Origin of the sequence: Steroidobacter agaridevorans (assembly GCF_009932555.1) — a bacterium.
GTDB lineage: Bacteria > Pseudomonadota > Gammaproteobacteria > Steroidobacterales > Steroidobacteraceae > Steroidobacter > Steroidobacter agaridevorans.
This window is the reverse complement of sequence record NZ_BLJO01000009.1, coordinates 284,810-301,767: the sequence shown is the minus strand read 5'-3', so window position 1 is coordinate 301,767 and position 16,958 is coordinate 284,810. Positions and strand designations below refer to the sequence as shown.

13 protein-coding genes and 1 tRNA gene are annotated in these 16,958 nt (G+C 63.2%); 10 read left to right on the top strand and 4 right to left on the bottom strand.

The genetic code is table 11. The annotated features are described in order from the left end of the window. Window positions 1-3: 3 nt before the first annotated feature. The 8 genes from hflX (at window position 4) to GYH35_RS29145 (ending at window position 8,859) form a co-directional block, all read left to right on the top strand. Entirely contained in the window at window positions 4-1,284 is a 1,281-nt protein-coding gene (hflX, locus tag GYH35_RS29180) for a ribosome rescue GTPase HflX (protein ID WP_161816090.1), read from the top strand. Between the two features lie 127 nt (window positions 1,285-1,411). Then, a complete protein-coding gene (hflK, locus tag GYH35_RS29175) occupies window positions 1,412-2,572 on the top strand; it encodes an FtsH protease activity modulator HflK (protein ID WP_161816089.1) in 1,161 nt (386 codons plus the stop codon). Next, entirely contained in the window at window positions 2,572-3,444 is an 873-nt protein-coding gene (gene hflC, locus GYH35_RS29170; protein ID WP_161816088.1) for a protease modulator HflC, read from the top strand. Before hflK ends, hflC begins: the two co-directional genes overlap by 1 nt. Window positions 3,445-3,452: 8 nt before the next feature. Continuing rightward, complete coding sequence (locus tag GYH35_RS29165) at window positions 3,453-3,644, top strand: DUF2065 domain-containing protein (RefSeq protein ID WP_161816087.1); 192 nt, start codon at window positions 3,453-3,455, stop codon at window positions 3,642-3,644. 26 nt (window positions 3,645-3,670) lie between these two features. Next, window positions 3,671-4,969, top strand: a complete 1,299-nt coding sequence (locus GYH35_RS29160) for an adenylosuccinate synthase (RefSeq protein ID WP_161830266.1) — start codon at window positions 3,671-3,673, stop codon at window positions 4,967-4,969. Between the two features lie 171 nt (window positions 4,970-5,140). Further along, window positions 5,141-6,433, top strand: a complete 1,293-nt coding sequence (locus GYH35_RS29155; RefSeq protein WP_161830265.1) for a BON domain-containing protein — start codon at window positions 5,141-5,143, stop codon at window positions 6,431-6,433. 58 nt (window positions 6,434-6,491) lie between these two features. Then, window positions 6,492-6,851, top strand: coding sequence for a four-helix bundle copper-binding protein (locus GYH35_RS29150; protein WP_161816084.1), 360 nt, complete (start codon window positions 6,492-6,494; stop codon window positions 6,849-6,851). 121 nt (window positions 6,852-6,972) lie between these two features. Next, window positions 6,973-8,859 carry an ATP-binding cassette domain-containing protein gene (locus GYH35_RS29145; RefSeq protein ID WP_161830264.1) on the top strand — a complete coding sequence of 629 codons (1,887 nt, stop codon included), beginning with the start codon at window positions 6,973-6,975 and terminating at the stop codon, window positions 8,857-8,859. Here the strand turns inward: GYH35_RS29145 and GYH35_RS29140 are convergent. From GYH35_RS29140 to GYH35_RS29125, 4 genes are all read right to left on the bottom strand, one after another. Continuing rightward, window positions 8,845-10,878, bottom strand: coding sequence for an amylo-alpha-1,6-glucosidase (locus tag GYH35_RS29140; protein WP_161830263.1), 2,034 nt, complete (start codon window positions 10,876-10,878; stop codon window positions 8,845-8,847). The genes GYH35_RS29145 and GYH35_RS29140 overlap by 15 nt on opposite strands. Beyond that, on the bottom strand, window positions 10,875-12,770 hold the full coding sequence (gene treZ, locus GYH35_RS29135) for a malto-oligosyltrehalose trehalohydrolase (protein WP_161830262.1): 1,896 nt from the start codon (window positions 12,768-12,770) through the stop codon (window positions 10,875-10,877). The genes GYH35_RS29140 and treZ overlap by 4 nt, the downstream gene beginning before the upstream one ends. A 74-nt stretch (window positions 12,771-12,844) precedes the next feature. Beyond that, on the bottom strand, window positions 12,845-13,501 hold the full coding sequence (locus GYH35_RS29130; protein ID WP_161816080.1) for a PEP-CTERM sorting domain-containing protein: 657 nt from the start codon (window positions 13,499-13,501) through the stop codon (window positions 12,845-12,847). A 268-nt stretch (window positions 13,502-13,769) separates the two neighbouring features. After that, a tRNA-Leu gene (locus tag GYH35_RS29125) sits at window positions 13,770-13,854 on the bottom strand. 102 nt (window positions 13,855-13,956) lie between these two features. On the opposite strand from GYH35_RS29125, the gene rnr reads away from it, so the two are divergent. Then, window positions 13,957-16,221, top strand: a complete 2,265-nt coding sequence (gene rnr, locus GYH35_RS29120; RefSeq protein ID WP_161830261.1) for a ribonuclease R — start codon at window positions 13,957-13,959, stop codon at window positions 16,219-16,221. Continuing rightward, window positions 16,218-16,958 (top strand): 23S rRNA (guanosine(2251)-2'-O)-methyltransferase RlmB, encoded by a 741-nt coding sequence (gene rlmB / locus GYH35_RS29115; RefSeq protein WP_161830260.1) that lies wholly within the window; start codon window positions 16,218-16,220, stop codon window positions 16,956-16,958. The genes rnr and rlmB overlap by 4 nt, the downstream gene beginning before the upstream one ends.

The following is a 16,958-nucleotide window of genomic DNA, read 5'->3' as shown; positions in this document are numbered from 1 at the left end:
TTGTTGTTTGAACGTCCTCGCAGCGGCGAACGCGCGCTCCTGGTCCGTATCGGACTGGGAGGTCCCCCCGGTAAGGATGAGCTGAGTGAGTTCGAGGCGCTGGCGAGTTCGGCCGGCGCCGAAGTACTTGCGGTCATCACCGGCACTCGCAAGGTGCCGGATCCCCGGTTGTTCATCGGCAGCGGCAAAGCCGAAGAGATCCGCTCGCGAGTGAAAGAGCTCGGCGCGGATCTCGTGGTCTTCGATCACGCCCTGTCGCCCAGCCAGGAACGCAATCTCGAAGCCCTGATGCAGTGTCGAGTGCTCGATCGCACCGGCCTGATTCTGGACATCTTCGCGCAACGCGCCCGCAGCTTCGAAGGTCAGCTGCAGGTCGAGCTGGCGCAGCTCAAGCACATCGCTACCCGGCTGGTGCGAGGCTGGACCCACCTTGAGCGTCAAAAGGGTGGTATCGGTCTGCGCGGCCCTGGTGAAACCCAGCTGGAAACCGACCGCCGCTTGCTGGCGGCGCGGATTCGCACGCTCAACTCACGTTTGGACAAGGTGCTTACGCAGCGTGCGACCACGCGGCGCGAACGCAAGCGGGCGGAAATACCGACGGTCGCTTTGGTGGGTTACACCAACGCGGGCAAGTCCACTCTATTTAATAGACTGACGGGCGCGGGCGCCTACGCAGCCGATCAATTGTTCGCGACGCTCGATCCGACCGTGCGTCGGTTGGAGCTGCCGGATGCGCGCTTCGCGTTGCTCGCCGATACCGTCGGTTTCGTTCGCGATCTGCCGCACGAACTGGTGGCCGCATTCCGTTCGACGTTGCAGGAGGCGCGCGAGTCGACGCTGTTGCTGCATGTCATCGACGCCGCCGACCCCAACCGCAGCGAGCGCATCGCCCAGGTCAACCAGGTGTTGAGCGAAGTCGGTGCAGGCGACCTGCCGCAGATCGAGGTCTTCAACAAGGCCGATCTGATCGGCGAGGCGGCGCAGGTGGAACGCGGCGAGAACGGCGGGGCCCGTCGGGTCTGGCTGTCGGCCCAGACCGGCGATGGCACCCAGTTGCTGATCGATGCCATCGGCGAATTCCTGGGGCCGGAGCTCGTGCACCGGCATGTCGTGCTCAAACCCGAGGCGGGGCGGGCGCGTGCGCGCTTCTTCGCGGCCGGCGCGGTGCTGGCTGAACAGGCCTTGCCCAGTGGTGCGGTGGACCTCGAAGTGTCCATGCCCCGGCGAGCCTTTGAGCACCTGTGCCGATCCGAAGGGTTGCCGGAAGCTCTGGCGGAGGGTTAAAAGCTTGTAACCTTCGGGGGCGATTCCTAAAATCGCCCGTTTCGGGTTCGGCCAGCGCAACTCGCCGGTGCGACTTCCAAAACCTCCCAAAAATCCTTAGTTCTCAGACACAAAGTCATCCAAAACCATGGCGTGGAACGAACCCGGCGGTAACTCCGGTGGCAAGCGCAACCCCTGGGGCGGCGGTAACAAGCCCGAGCAGGGACCGCCCGATCTGGACGAAGTCCTGCGCAACCTGCAGCGGCGTCTCGCCGGCCTGTTCGGCGGCGGCAGCGGCGGCAATCGCACCGTAGGCGGAGCGGGCCCGGGCCGAGGCTTCGGCATCGGCACGATCGTGCTGGTGCTGGCGGCCATCTGGGCATTCAGCGGCCTGTACACGGTCGACGCCGCCGAGCGCGGTGTGATCCTGCGCTTCGGCAAGCATGTCGCGACCACCATGCCGGGCCTGCGCTGGCATCTGCCGTGGCCGATCGAGACCAAGCAGATCGTGAATATCCAGACCATCGAGAGCTTCAGCGAGCAGACGCGCATGCTGACCTCGGACGAAAACATGGTGGATATCAACATGGAAGTGCAGTTCCGCCGGGCGAGCCCGCTGGACTATGCCTTCAACGTCAACGAGCCGGAGCAGACGCTGAAGGAAGTCAGCGAAAGCGCGATCCGCGAGATCATCGGCCGCAGCAAGCTGGATGGCGTGCTCGAGAGCGGCCGCCAGGAAATCGTGGCCCGGACCAAGGAGCTGATCCAGCGCACGCTGGACGCTTACAAAGTCGGTCTGGAAGTCACCGCCGTGAACCTGCAGGACGTGAAGGTGCCGAACGAAGTGGCGCCCGCCCAGCAGGATGCAATCAAAGCGCGCGAAGACCGCGACCGTCTGTCGCTGGCTGCGCAGGCTTATTCGAATGACCTGATCCCGCGTGCTCGCGGCGCCGCCGTGCGAGCGGTGCAGGAAGCGCAAGCGTATCGCGCGCAAAAGGTCTCGAAGGCCGAAGGTGAGGCCGAACGCTTCACCGCGCTGCTGACCGAGTACGAGCGTGCTCCGGCGGTGACGCGCGAGCGCCTGTATCTGGAAACGGTCGAGAACGTGCTCGCTTCCAGCAAGAAGGTGGTGCTCGATACCAAGGATGGCGCCGGCAACCTGGTCTATCTGCCCATCGACAAGTTGCTCGAACAGAACCGTCGCGCACCCCGCGTGACCACGACCGAGCCCAGCATGACTGTGGAAAGCACCGACACCAGCGACGGTACGACCGTCACTGGCGATCGCCGTACGCGAGGAACCCGCTAATGGCCGGCCGCGGATTTCTGATTCTGATTCTGGCGGCGGTGGTGGCCTTCGTGCTCGCCATGTCGACCTTCACCGTGCGCGAGACCGAGCTGGCGATCAAGTTCCGCTTCGGCGAGATCGTGCGCGCCGACTACCCGCCGGGCCTGCATTTCATGGTCCCGATGGTCAACAACATCCGCAAGTTCGAGCGTCGCATCGACACCAAGAACTATCCGTCGGAGCAGTTCCTGACCAGCGAAGGCAAGATCCTGCGCATCGACTTCTATATCAAGTGGCGCATCGCCGACGTGTCCACCTACTACCAGGCGACTTCGGGCGGCGACCGGGAAATTGCCGCGGGCCGTCTGGGCAGCATCGTGAAGGACGGCATCAAGGGCGTGATCGCCCGCCGCACCATTCAACAGGTGGTGGCGGCCGAGCGCGCCGAGTTCACCGGCGAAATCCTCAAGCTGGCCGAAGAGAGCACCAAGGGGCTCGGCCTGCAGCTGGTGGACGTGCGCGTGAAGAAGATCGATCTGCCCGAAGAGGTGAGCGAGTCGGTGTTCAGCCGCATGCGTCAGGACTTCGACCGCCAGGCCAAGCGTCTGCGCGCCGAGGGTGAGGAAAACGCCGAGAAGCTGCGCTCCGAAGCTGACCGTCAGCGCACCGAGATCCTTGCGGAAGCCTACCGCGAGTCGGAAATCATCAAGGGCGAAGGCGACGCGAAGTCGGCAGACATTTATGCTCGGGCCTACAATCGCAATGCCGAGTTCTATTCGTTCCATCGCAGCCTGCAGGCCTATCGGTTGGCCATCGGCACCGACAACGACGTGCTGGTGATTTCGCCGGACAGCGAGTTCTTCAAGTACCTGAATCGCTCGAACCGGCGCTGACGCGAGCCGTGAACTGGTCCGACCTGTTCGCGGCGCTGGCGCTGTACCTGGTGCTGGAGGGCGTGATGCCGTTTCTCAGCCCGCAATCGGTGAAGCGCCTGATGCAGGCGCTGTCCAGCTTGCAGGACCGGCAGCTGCGATGGTTCGGCCTCGCGAGCATGAGCGCGGGCATCGCGCTGCTGTACGTCGTGCGCTCCTAGAATTCTTTCTTCATCCCGAGTCCGTAATGAGTAGCCATCGTAATGTTGTCGTCATCGGCGCCCAGTGGGGCGATGAGGGCAAGGGCAAGATCGTCGATCTGTTGACCAATCGCGTCGCTGGCGTGGTGCGCTTTCAAGGCGGCCACAACGCCGGCCATACGCTGGTGATCAACGGCCGCAAGACCATCCTGCGACTGATTCCCTCCGGCATCCTGCACGAGAACGTCACCTGCTTCATCGGCAACGGCGTGGTGCTTTCGCCCAAGGCGCTGCTGGATGAAATCGCGGAGCTGCAGGCCGCCGGCCTCGACGTGCCGAAACGCCTGCGCATTTCCGAGGCCTGTCCGTTGATCCTGCCGCATCACATCGCGCTGGATAAAGCGCGCGAAGAGGCGGCCGGCGCTGCGAAGATCGGCACGACCGGTCGTGGCATCGGTCCGGCGTACGAGGACAAGGTCGCCCGTCGTGCGATTCGCGTGCAGGACCTGTTCGCGCGTGAGCGGTTCGCCGCCAAGCTCGGCGAGGTGCTCGATTATCACAATTTCGTGTTGCGCAACTACTTCAAGGCGCCGGTCATCGATTTCCAGCAGACGCTCGATGAAGCGCTCGCGCTGGGCGAGAAGCTGCAGCCGATGGTTGCGGATGTCTCCGGCGAAGTGAACGCGCTGATCCGCGGCGGCAAGCGGTTGTTGTTCGAAGGCGCGCAGGCCGCGTTGCTCGACATCGATCACGGCACCTATCCGTTTGTGACTTCGAGCAACTGCATCGCCGGTCAGGCGTGCGCCGGTGTAGGCGTCGGCCCGCAGCAGCTGCACTACGTGCTCGGCGTCGCCAAGGCTTATGCGACGCGCGTCGGCAGCGGCCCGTTCCCGACGGAGCTCGACGATGAAGTCGGCGAGCACTTGCGAGTGAAGGGCAACGAATACGGTTCGGTGACGGGCCGTCCGCGACGCTGCGGCTGGTTCGACGCGGCGAGCCTGCGTCGTGCGGTGGAGATCAACGGCATCTCCGGCTTGTGCATCACCAAGCTCGATGTGCTCGATGGCCTCGACACCGTTCGCGTTGCGGTCGGTTATAAGGTGAAGGGCGAGCGTCGCGACTTGCTGCCGGTTGGCGCCGAAGCGTTGTCGATCTGCGCGCCGATTTACGAAGAGCACCCGGGTTGGAAGGACAGCACCGCGGGCGTGAAGACCTTCGATGAGCTGCCCAAGAACGCGCAGTCGTATCTGCGTCGTCTCGAAGTGCTGGTGGGCGCGCCCATCTCCATCATCTCGACCGGCCCCGACCGGCTCGAGACCATCGTGTTGAAGCATCCCTTCGACTGATCCTTCGTGCGAGCGCTGGCCACGTCGGCCAGCGCTCAATCTCTGTCAGTAAAGACTCGCGCGCGTAGCCGATTTACGCGCGTTTTTGCGTGCGCGCGTCAATCGGAACTCCCGATGTCATGAGGAATTGTTTCGGCACCCGCGATCAATTCTTTGCTTCAGGAGAAGACGATGGCTTACAGCAATTACCGAAGTGACTGGGGTCGCGATCGCAACGAGCGTTCGCGCTCCCGTGATTGGGACGAAGACGATTCACGCCGCGCGCGTGAGTCCATGGAGCGCGACTACTACGGCAGCGATATGGGCGGACGCGGTGGCTATGGCGGGCGTGGCGAGCAGGAAGAGGGTTCACGTTACAACCGGGGTTATGGACAGGGCGATTACGACCAGGAGTTTGGCCAGCGAGAATCCGGGCAAGGCACGCGTTACGGCCAGAGCGGACGTTACAGCGAGAGCGGCTACGGACGCGGTCGTGAATATTTAGGCGGCGGTCGTAGCCACTACGGCAATGAGACGGGTGGTTGGCAAGGTCGCGAGGATGAGCAATGGCGCAATCGCGACACACACGGCCAATACGATCGCGAAGCCAACTATGGCGGCTTCAGCAGCAGCGGCACCGGTAACTATCGCGGCTACGGCGGCAGCGGCGGCAGCTATCAAGGCGGTCAAGGCCGTTGGGGCGAAGCCGGCACTCAATACAGCCAGGGCGGCGGTGGCGGCAGTCAGGGCGATTACAACTATCGCGGCTATGAGCGCAGCCGATATGGCCAAGGCGGTTTCCAGGGCCAGGGCGGCTATCAAAGTCGAAGCGTTTACGAAGGGCAGCGCGGTCAGGGCAATCGTGGCCGCTCCGGCCAGGAAGGTTACGGTCAGAACGAAGGCTACCGGCAGCGTTATGGCCAGGGCGCGGGACAACGTTACGGTGAGTCGATGCGCAGCTACGGGTCCGGACGCCCGAGCGGCGGTCGCGCGTATGGCGAGTACAGCGGCACTCCGAGCGGCTACTTCGGCGATGAGTACAGCAGCCAGGGCGAGGGCATGGACCAGTACGGCTCGCAAGGTTCCCAGGGCCGTCAGTGGGGCCAGCAGGAATACGGCGCGCATCGTGGTCGCGGCCCGCGCGGCTACAAACGTTCTGACGATCGCATCCGCGAAGAAGTCTGCGATTGCCTGACCGATGACGATCGTCTGGATGCGAGCAACATCGAGGTCGCCGTCAAGGATGGCGAGGTGACGTTGAGCGGCTCCACGACCTCGCGTTCAGACAAACGTTGGGCCGAGACGCTGGCCGAACGCATTTCCGGCGTGAAGGAAGTGCAGAACAGTATCCGCGTGCAGGAACAGCAGCGCAGCCAGGCCGGTACGCAATCGGCGCAAGGCGCCAGCGGCAGCACTACTGCCGGCACCACGGGCACCACCACCCGCGGCGGTGACAAAGGCAGGGAATCGAACGTTCAGCATTGATACTGAGGGTCGGGGCGCCGCCGGCGCTCCGACCCGTCTGGTTGCCAAGGATCAGCTCATGAACACAATCGGCGAGACGCCGGGCGAGCATCCGGTCACCGACATGAAGCGATGCATCGAGGACTGCCTGCGATGCTCTCGGGTTTGTTTCACGATGGCCATGAACCATTGCCTGGAGCAGGGCGGTCCGCATGTCGAGCCGGCGCACTTCCGCTTGATGACCATCTGTTCGGATCTATGTCGGGTGACGGCCGACGCCATGCTCGCCAACTTCGTTCTGCACGCAGAACTGTGCCGCGCCTGTTCCCGCGTCTGCGAGGAATGCGCCGCCAGCTGTCGCGACCTGGATGGGATGGAGGAGTGCGTCGACGCTTGCGAACACTGCTCGAAGAGCTGTGCAGCCATGTCGCGACACTGAAGCTTGACGGGCGCAAAACTCAGCAAAAACCTTAGGCCCGAAGCGTCGACTCGTTCACGTTGAGGTACTTAGCTGCACCCTAAAGTGCGTCCCTGGCACTTTGAGGTTATGTAAGCCAAGCATGAGCGAATCGTCCACTTCGGGCATGCCCGCCGCGGCTGCGAAGCGCGGTGGCGTCTTCTATCTCTACAAGCATCTTTGGGAACAGTCGCACGGCCGGCGTGCCCACCTGATGGGCGCGGTGGTGCTGTTGTTGACGGCTCAATGCGTGCTGCTCAGCGTGCCGTATTTCGCCGGCCGCGCCATCAATGTCCTGCAAGCAAGTGGGGCGTCCGGCATCGGCCAGGCCGGTGTGTGGCTCGCGCTGGTCGTCGTCGCGACCGCGCTCAGCTGGGTGTTCCATGGCCCGGGCCGCTTGCTCGAGCGCAATGTCGCGCTGGAGATTCGCCGTCGCATTTCCGGCGGGTTGTTGCAGCGACTGCTGTCGTTGCCGCTGTCCTGGCATGAAACGAATCATTCCGGCGTCACCGCGCATCGCCTCCAGCAGAGCAGCTCGGCGCTGTCGTCGTTCACCCAAAGTCAGTTCATCTATCTGAGCAGCGCGGTCCGGCTGGTCGGGCCGATCGTCGCATTGTGGCTGTTGCAGCCGTACGTCGGATTGAGCGCCATCGTCGGCTTCGTGCTCATCTGCGTGTCGGTCATCGGATTCGATCGCGCGATGATTCGTCTCGCGCATCGTGAGAACGACGCTGAGCGTCGCTACTCCGCGGCCTTGCTCGATGCGTTGGGCAATATCACCAGTGTGTTCGCGCTACGCCAGGCGCGGGCTATCACCGATCTGATCCAGCGCCGTCTGGAGGCCATCTTCGCGCCGATGCGTCGTTCCATCGTGTTGAACGAGGCGAAGTGGTGCACCGTCGATATTTGCAGCAAGGTGCTGAGTTGCAGCCTGGTCGCGCTGTTTGCCTGGCTAGCCGTGCGGCACACGGACGCGAGCGTCGGTCAGAAGACGCTCATGCTCGGCAGCCTGTACATGGTGTGGGAATACGCGTCGCAGGCCGCGGGCGTGATCTCCACGTTCGCTTCCAACTTCCAGAACTTTGCGCGCCAGCATGCCGACTACGGCAGCGCCGATACGATCCGCGAGGCGCCCGTCAAAGCCGGTGACACGCTCGATCCCGAGGTATTGCGGCCCTCGTCGCCGGACTCGGAGTACTACATGGTCCGCGATCTGGTGTTCAGCCATCCCGGTGCTCGCACCGAGCGGCCGACGCTCAACGGCGTGTCGCTCTCGCTGCAGCAGGGACGTCGTTACGCACTGATCGGCGGCAGCGGCTCGGGCAAGAGCACATTGCTTCGTGTGCTGGCGGGATTGTACGAGGCGGATCGCGTTGCTATCGATCGTCGCAACGGTCCGGCGCTCGTCGCGCCGTCGGCCGCGGCTCAAATGTTCCGAGCGAATGTGACCTTGGTGCCGCAGGATGCCGAAGTGCTCGAAGGCACGCTGGCGGAGAACCTGGCGCTTTGCGCAACGCATGCCGGCGCGCCGGCAGACGCGCAGTATTCAGAGGCGATGAACACCGCGTGCGTCAGCGACTTCATCCCGGCCGATGCGAATGGCTTGAACACCGCAGTCGTCGAGCGTGGTGCGAACTGGTCCGGCGGTCAGCGCGCGCGTATCGCGCTTGCTCGCGGTGTTCTGGCGGCAGCCGATAGCAATCTGGTGTTGTTCGATGAGCCGACCGCGGCCCTGGATTCCAGGACCGAGGCGCGGGTCTATGACAATATCTTCGCGGCCCTGCCGAACTCGTGCATCGTGTCGTCGATCCATCGCCTGCATCTGCTCGATCGCTTCGATGAAGTGATCGTGATGCACGAGGGACGCGTCGTCGCGCAAGGCCCCGCGGCGTTGCTCGCGGCGACTTCGCCTGACTTCCGTCAGTTGCTGGCGATGTATCGTCAGGAAGATCGCGCGGCTCAGTCGCAGGACGATTCAGCGGCGGCTTGATCCATCGGGCTTGGTTTTCAACCAGGCTCGCAACACTTCGGCCACGCTCCAGGCCTGCGCCATGCAGCCGCCTGGAGCGTAGGGCTCTTCGGCATCGAAGATCTCGCTGATGCTGCCGACACCGGCGTCGTAAAGGTGTCCGGGGAACGATTCCAACAACGCTCGCGCGCCGGCCGGGTCCGGATACACCCGCAGATAAGCATCGATGTAGTGGCCGATCAGCCATGGCCACACGGTTCCCTGGTGATACGCCGCGTCTCGCTCGCGCAGGTTGCCGCGATAGTGGGATTTGTAATCCGGATGATCCGAGCTCAGCGTCCGCAGCCCGTAAGCGGTCAGCAGCTTGTCACGGGCGACGTCGACCACCTGTTTCCAATGACGCTGGTACAAGACGGGATGTTGCAGCGAGAGGGCGAAGACCTGGTTGGGGCGAATGGCGTCGTCGTTGCCGTTCGGGCCATCGACCACGTCGTAGAGGCAGCCGCGCCGCTCGTTCCAATAGCGCTGATTGAACGAATCGCGCACTTGAGCGGCGAGGTTCTGGTATTGCTCGTGCGGCTGACGCAGTTCGCTGGCCCAATGCGCCATCAGTTGCAGAGCGTTGTGCCACAGCGCTTGAATCTCGACCGGCTTGCCGCGCCGGGGCGTGACGACCCAGCCTTCGACCTTCGCGTCCATCCACGTCAATTGCAGGCCCTCGGCGGCGGCCGAGATCAAGCCGTCCTTCGGGTCGACATGGATGTTGAAATGCGTGCCGTCGAGATGATGCTGGACGATGGACTGAAGCACTGGAAACAAATTCCTCACCAGGGCTCGATCCGCCGTTGCCTCGACGTAGCGCGAGATTGCGTGGAAGTACCAAAGTGTCGCATCGACCGTGTGATACAGCGCCTGCCGCTCGCCCTCGGGAAACAGATTCGGCAGCAGGCCATCCTTCACATAGTGCGAGAACGTGCTGAGAATGGCGCCCGCTTCCCGATAGCGCCCGGTGCACAGAGTGAGGCCGTCGAGGCTGATCATGGTGTCGCGACCCCAGTCGCCGAACCAGTGATAACCCGCGTAGACGCTGCGCAGCTCGCCGCCGGCGGCCTGCGCGAGCACGCTTTCCTCCAGGCGACTGCCTGGAAGGACGATGAATTGATCCGCCGCCATCGCCAGCTGTTCGGCGACGGGGTCGCTTCTGAGCGCCGGGGCGAGACTCAGCAGATGATGCAGGCGCTGACGTTCGGCATCGAAGACCGCCGGCGCGTCGAAGTCCAGCTGCTCCCAGTTGTGCACCGACGCGACGAACACCGCCGGATGACCGGGCCGGACGCGCGCCAGCAGATAACCCGGACTGAATGCGCTCTCATATTCCGGATCGCCGCGATCGCGCTCGATGCGATACACGAAGTTGGTTTCGTCGCGCTCCTCGGTGACGAACGCCGTCGGGCCGGGACTCAAACCGAAGCGCAACACGATATCGGAATCGATGTGACGGACCTCGTGCCGGCCGCGACGCACTTCGAGCATGAAGGAGCCCGGCTCGGCGTGCGGCGATTCGTCGTGGCGGCGAAAAGAAACAAACGGCCGGACCTGCAGCTCGAGCGCTTCGCCATGCAACAGCCGGTACTGCACGCACACCGTGTTCTGGTTGTGGACCATGGTGACGGACTTTTCGAACACCACGCCTTCGTGCTCGAAGGTCCAGACGGCGATGCGATGGTCCAGCCGGAATTCCTTCAGGAACAGGTGCAATTCGCCTTCGAAGCGCTCCGACTCGTACTCCGCGCCGCCCAGGTGCATCTCCCGATCGTTGATCATGACCCACTCGTCGCAGCGGGAGATGAGGATGTGCCGGCCCTTCGGCGAGGCCAGATTGGGAACGAACAGGCCGTGATATTTCCGCGCCGGAATGCCGGCCAGCGTGCCGGAGGCGTAGCCGCCCAGGCCGTTCGTGACCAGCCACTCGCGGCTGCGCAGGAATGAAGGATCGCTGTCGCGGTTCCAGCTCAACAGGATCTGCCGATCGCGAATCATGCAGGCACCTCGGGGTTTGTGATGCGCGGTGCTGCCACCAACAGCACGGCGCATTGCGTCTGAATTCGCCAGGCGCCCCGTCCGTGATCGGCGACTGGCTCGAATGCGCCCAGGCCTCCGTACTCGGGCGCTTCACTGTTCCACAGCGTCTGCCAGCCGCAGCCGCGCGGTGGCGCGAGCAGCGGCTCGGCGATCGACCCGGCTCCCAGTTCGTCACCCAGATTCACGATCAACAAACGATCGCCATGGTTGGCATCGGACCAGCGCAACGCCAGGCTGCGTTCGCTCAGCGTGGCGCCGTCGATGCCGACCCGATCCTGGCGTGAGATCACGGGATCTCGAGCGCGAAGCCGCAACAGATCGCGATGCATGCTCAGCAGATGTCGATGGCGGGAGCATTCGGTCCAGTCGAGCTTGGAGTCTAGAAAAGTCCGCTCGGCGCCGGGATCCGGAATCAACGCCTGCAGCCTCGCATCCGCGTAAGCACGAAACTGGCTGACGAATTTGCGACGGCCGGCATGCACCTGCTGCGAAAGTTTTTCAGCGTGGTCCGCAAAAAAAGTAAATGTGGTCGATGCGCCGAACTCCTGTCCCATAAACAACAGCGGCGTCTGCGGAGCCAGCAGCGTCAGCGCCGCCAAGGCCCGATAGCTCGCCGGGGCCGAGTTCGAATGAATGCGCACCCCGCTGGCGGTGTTTCCAACCTGGTCGTGATTCTGCAGAAAGATCACGCAGGCGGCGGCCTCGCGGTCGCGCAGGGGCGAGCCCCGGTTTTGTTTCTGCCACTCGTACCACTGTCCTTGATACAGAAATCCCCGGCGTACACACGACAGCAATTCCTGCGCGCGTCCGGTGTAGTCGTGGAAGTAGCCGTCGCGAGCGCCGGTCAAAGCTACACGCGCGGTGTGGTGAAAGTCGTCGTTCCACATGGCGTCCATGCCGAAGCCGCCGGCTTTCACGGGCAGCAGGTGCTCGCTGCACTGGGGCTCGTTCTCTGCGATGAACACGATGCTGCGAGGCTGCGCGACGGCGCGGGCGCGCGTCGTCAGCTCCGCCAGCAGGTGAGTCTTGCTCGAATCGAAAATCGATTGGGTGGCGTCGAGCCGGAAACCGTCGAGATGAAATTCGCGGATCCAATAGCACGCATTGCCGATCAGGAACTCACGCGCGCCGGCGTTGTGGTCTTCGTCGGTATTGAATGGGTCGCCCCAATCGGTGCGATAGCGCTTGCTGAAATAATACGGGCTGAAGCAGCCCAGATAATTCCCATCCGGCCCTAGGTGGTTGTAGACCACGTCGAGAATGACCGCCAGCTCCAGCGCATGCGCGCGATCGACGAATCGCTTGAACGCTTCGTGATCGCCGTACACATGATAGGGCGCGTAAATCTGCACACCGTCATAGCCCCAGTTCCAACGTCCGGGACATTCCGCGACCGGCATGATTTCCAGCACGGTGACGCCGAGGTCGCGCAGGTATTCGAGTTTCGTCGCGGCGGCATCGAACGTTCCTTCGGGCGTGAACGTGCCGATGTGCAGCTCGTAAATGACCTGGCGTGCGATGCCGATGCCCCGCCATTTCGCGTCGGTCCAGGCGAATGCACTGGGGTCGACGAGCAGCGATGGGCCGTGCACGCCCTGAGGTTGAAATCGAGAGCAGGGATCGGGCCACGGGCCGGCATCGTCGACGAGATATTTATAGAGCTGGGCGGACGTGCGCGTGGCACCGGCAAAATAACCACCGTCCTCGCGCGTCAGAGCAAACGGCTCGTGCTCGGCGTGTTCGAACACCACGCCGACGCGAGCTGCTTCGGGCGCCCAAACCCGAAAGCGGGCGACGCCTTCTGTAGAGACTGCGCCCAGCAGTTCGGGATGCGGCGAAAGACGTACCATCGGAGCGAGACGACAGCAGTGCGGTGAGCACCTGAAGTCAAGCTCCGGGCCACAACTATGGTTCCGTCACTCGCCTATTGCGCGGCCGCATCTAACCGGCGACTTGCATGGACCCGTCGCCTCGCGCAGCCCACGCCGAAAATCCCGGCACAAAAAAGCGCCAGCGTGGTGGGCTCCGGCACGGGCATGAACGTGTAAGTGGTCTTGACGTGCTGGAAGTAGTGCCGGCCGTCCTCGAGGATGGACTCGTTGAAGATGAATTCGGCAATGCCCTGACCCGTGAGACTTGGGAATGCCACTTCACAGGGCGTTTGCCACTGGATAGTCACGGCACACAAAGAACCCGAAAATTCAAAGGACGAGTGATACACCGTCTGTCCGCGCGTCAGCACCCCGCCTGCCGCCGTAGTGTTGAGCCGCGTATAGACCGGGCCGAGGCCATCCCTCCAATGCACGGGCTGATCCTCAACGTATCCGGTAAACCGTTCATCCGTGGATCTGCCGTGATTGCCGCTGAACGTGTCACCTTCGTATCTTGGCCAGAAGATGGTAGTGCCTTCATCTGCCATGCCGTAGAGAGAGAGCCCGAGAACTTCGAAGTCGAAGCTGAAACGACCGGTGTACGGATTCAGCACCTCGATCTTGCCGGTGGTGATGACAGTGGCGTTCACCGTCGGTGCGAGGGCGAGCGCGATGAGGACTGCGAATGCTTTCGCAAGAATCTTGTGCATGGACATTGCTCCCTGTTGTCGACTTGCTGTCACGCTTTGGAAGGTCGGCCACAGCAGTGCAAAATCAGCGCCAGCGGGTGAGGATTTTTCCGGCATCAGTCGGGTAGCGACGTCAGCGCGAGCATCCGAGCAGTGCTTGGATGCGACCTGTAAAGGATCCCGGCTGACAATTAGATCGGAATCACGTCGATCCGATCTGAAGAAACATCACGTCGACCGATGCGGTACTATTGCTGCCTTCGTGTTTATTCTTCTTATTAGTGAGTGATGGTGCCCAGGAGAGGACTCGAACCTCCACGGATTGCTCCACTGATACCTGAAACCAGCGCGTCTACCAGTTCCGCCACCTGGGCAAGGAAGGGAACGCGGGGCATGCCCCGCAAGAGGCGCGCAATGTACCGATGACCTTTAGGGCTGTCAATGACAAGCCCCTGTTTTTCCCCCTGTGAATTCCTATGAAGCTAAGAAAAAAAACTCGTAAACCCAAAAAGACCTCCAAGCGCCCGGCCGCGCGGACCGGTGCGCCCGCCCGGCCCCGCGTTTCCCGCGACCAGCCGGCCATTCCCCAGGTGCTGCAGGCCGCCGGCCGGCCCCTGGATTTCGATGAACTCGCCCAGCGCGCTCAGCGCAATGGCGCCTCCGCCCGTAAACGGCTGACCAAGGAGCTGGAGGAGCTGCTGCAGTCGGGCGCCATCATCCGCAACCGGCGCGATGAGTACTGCTTGCGCGAGCGGCTCGCGCTCACCGTCGGCACGGTCAGCGCCCACAAGGACGGCCACGGGTTCCTGATGCCGGACGACCGGTCGGCGCCGATCTATCTCGCGCCACGCCAGATGCAGGAGGCCATGCACGGCGATCGTGCGGCCGTGCGCATCAGCGGCACCGATCATCGCGGCCGGCCCGAAGGCGCCATCGTCGAAGTGCTCGAGCGCAATACTCGCGAGATCGTCGGGCGGCTATACGACGAGTCCGGCATCTGTTTCGTCGTGCCGGACAATCCGCGCATCGGGCACAAAATCCTGGTGCCTCGGCAGCATCTGGGTCAGGCCCGACCGGGCCAGGTCGTGTTGGTGAAGCTGGTCGAACAGCCGTCGAAGACGGCGCAGCCGCTCGGGCACATCACCCGTGTGCTCGGCGAGCATGCGGCGCCGGGCATGGAAACCGACATCGCCATCCATTCGCACGGCTTGCCGTTCGAGTTTCCCGGTGAAGTGATCGCCGAAGCCGAAGCGTTCGGCAACTCGGTGTCGGCGGCGGCCAAGCGCGGGCGCGAGGATCTGCGCGAGCTGCCATTGGTGACGATCGACGGTGAAGACGCACGCGATTTCGACGATGCGGTTTACTGCGAGCCGTTGCGCGGCGGCAGTTTTCGATTGCTGGTGGCGATCGCCGATGTCGCCAGCTACGTCGAGCCGAATAGAGCGCTCGATCGGGAGGCGCAGCTGCGAGGCACCTCGGTTTATTTTCCGAATCGGGTCCTGCCGATGCTGCCCGAGGCGCTTTCGAACGGGTTGTGCTCGCTCAATCCGAACGTCGACCGGCTCTGCATGGTCTGCGAGATGCGCGTCAGCGCGGACGGCAAGGTGACCCGTGCGCAATTCTTCGAAGGATTGATGCGCTCGGCGGCGCGCCTGACTTACACCAAAGTGGCGGCGTATCTGACCAATCCAGCCGCGGTCCACGAGCCTGAAGTGACGGCGCTGGGCGAGCAGCTGCAAAGCCTCTATGGCGTATTCAAAGCGCTGCATCGGCAACGCCTGCAGCGCGGCGCGCTCGATTTCGATGCGCCGGAATTGAAAGTGAAGTTCGATGCGCAGGGGCGCATCGCGACCTTCGTGGAGTCCACGCGCAACGACGCTCATCGCTTGATCGAAGAGTGCATGATCGCCGCCAACGTGCAGGCGGCGCGTTTCCTGAAAAAGCATCGCATCCCCACACTGTATCGGGTGCACGGCAAACCCGAGGAGGATCGGCTGGAACAGCTGCGTTCGTTCCTGCAAGGCTTCAATATTCAGTTGCCCACGGATCGCGAGCTGGAGCCGCACGATCTGAGCGAGGTGTTGGCGCGGTCCGTCGGTCACGAAGAGGCGCATCTGATCCAGACCGTCGTGATCCGCTCCATGCCGCAAGCGGTGTATCAACCCGAGAACATCGGTCACTTCGGCCTGGCGTTATCCGAGTACGCGCACTTCACTTCGCCGATCCGGCGTTATCCGGACTTGATGGTCCATCGTGGCATCCGTCACATCCTGCGCGGCGGCAACGCCGAGACGTTCCCATGGACCACGGGCATGGTGTCGACGTTGGGGCAGTCGTGCTCGCACACCGAGCGGCGCGCCGACGAAGCAACACGCGACGCGATGTCCTGGCTCAAGTGCGAATTCATGCGTGACAAGATCGGCGAGGAGTTCGACACCCTGGTGACTGGCGTGGTCGACTTCGGCTTGTTCGTGCAGATCAAGGGAATGCAGATCGATGGGCTCGTGCACGTCAGTGCGCTCGGCGCCGATTACTTCTCGCGCGACAAGACGGGCTATCGCATGGTCGGCGCGCGCAGCGGACGGATTTTCCGTCTGGGCGATCATTTGCGCGTGCGCTTGATCAATGTGGTCATCGATGAACGTAAAATCGACTTCGAGCTGGCCGAGGCGGGCGGCGGTCAACGCATGGTGCGTGGACCGTGGCAGCGTCGACGCAACCAGCACCGAGGAAGACGATGAGTGAATCGACGACCATTTTCGGGCTGCATGCGGTGCGCACCTTGTTGCAGCAGCGGCCCGAACGCGCCGCGCTGCTGATCCTGCAAAAGGGCAGGGACGATGCGCGGATTGCCGAGGTATTGAAGCTGGCCCAGGCGAAGGGCATCAAGATCGAGATGCGCGACGGCAAAGAGCTGGATCGAATCGCCGGCGACGAGCGTCATCAGGGCGCGTGCTTGCAGATCCGCAGCGTGGGCGTGCTGGGCGAAGGCGCGCTCGACGACTTGCTCGATTCACTCACGGCGCCGCCGCTGCTGCTGGTGCTGGATGGCGTGCAGGATCCTCACAATCTCGGCGCTTGCTTGCGTACCGCCGACGCCGCTGGCGTTGCGGCGGTAATCGTGCCGAAGGATCGCGCGGCTGGCTTGTCGGCCACGGTGCGCAAAGTAGCATCAGGCGCGGCGGAAACCGTGCCGCTGATTCAGGTGACGAATCTCGCGCGCACGTTGCGCTGGCTGAAGGAACGAGAGATCTGGATTGTCGGCACCGACGATCAGGCGCCGCATTCGCTCTATGCGAGCAAGCTCACCGGTCCGCTTGCGGTGGTGTTGGGAGCGGAGGGCACGGGCTTACGTCGCCTGACGCGAGAGAACTGCGACGCGCTGGTCAGCATTCCGATGCGTGGCGTCGTGGAAAGCTTGAACGTTTCCGTTGCGACCGGCGTGCTGCTGTACGAGGCTGTTCGCCAACGCCAGTAA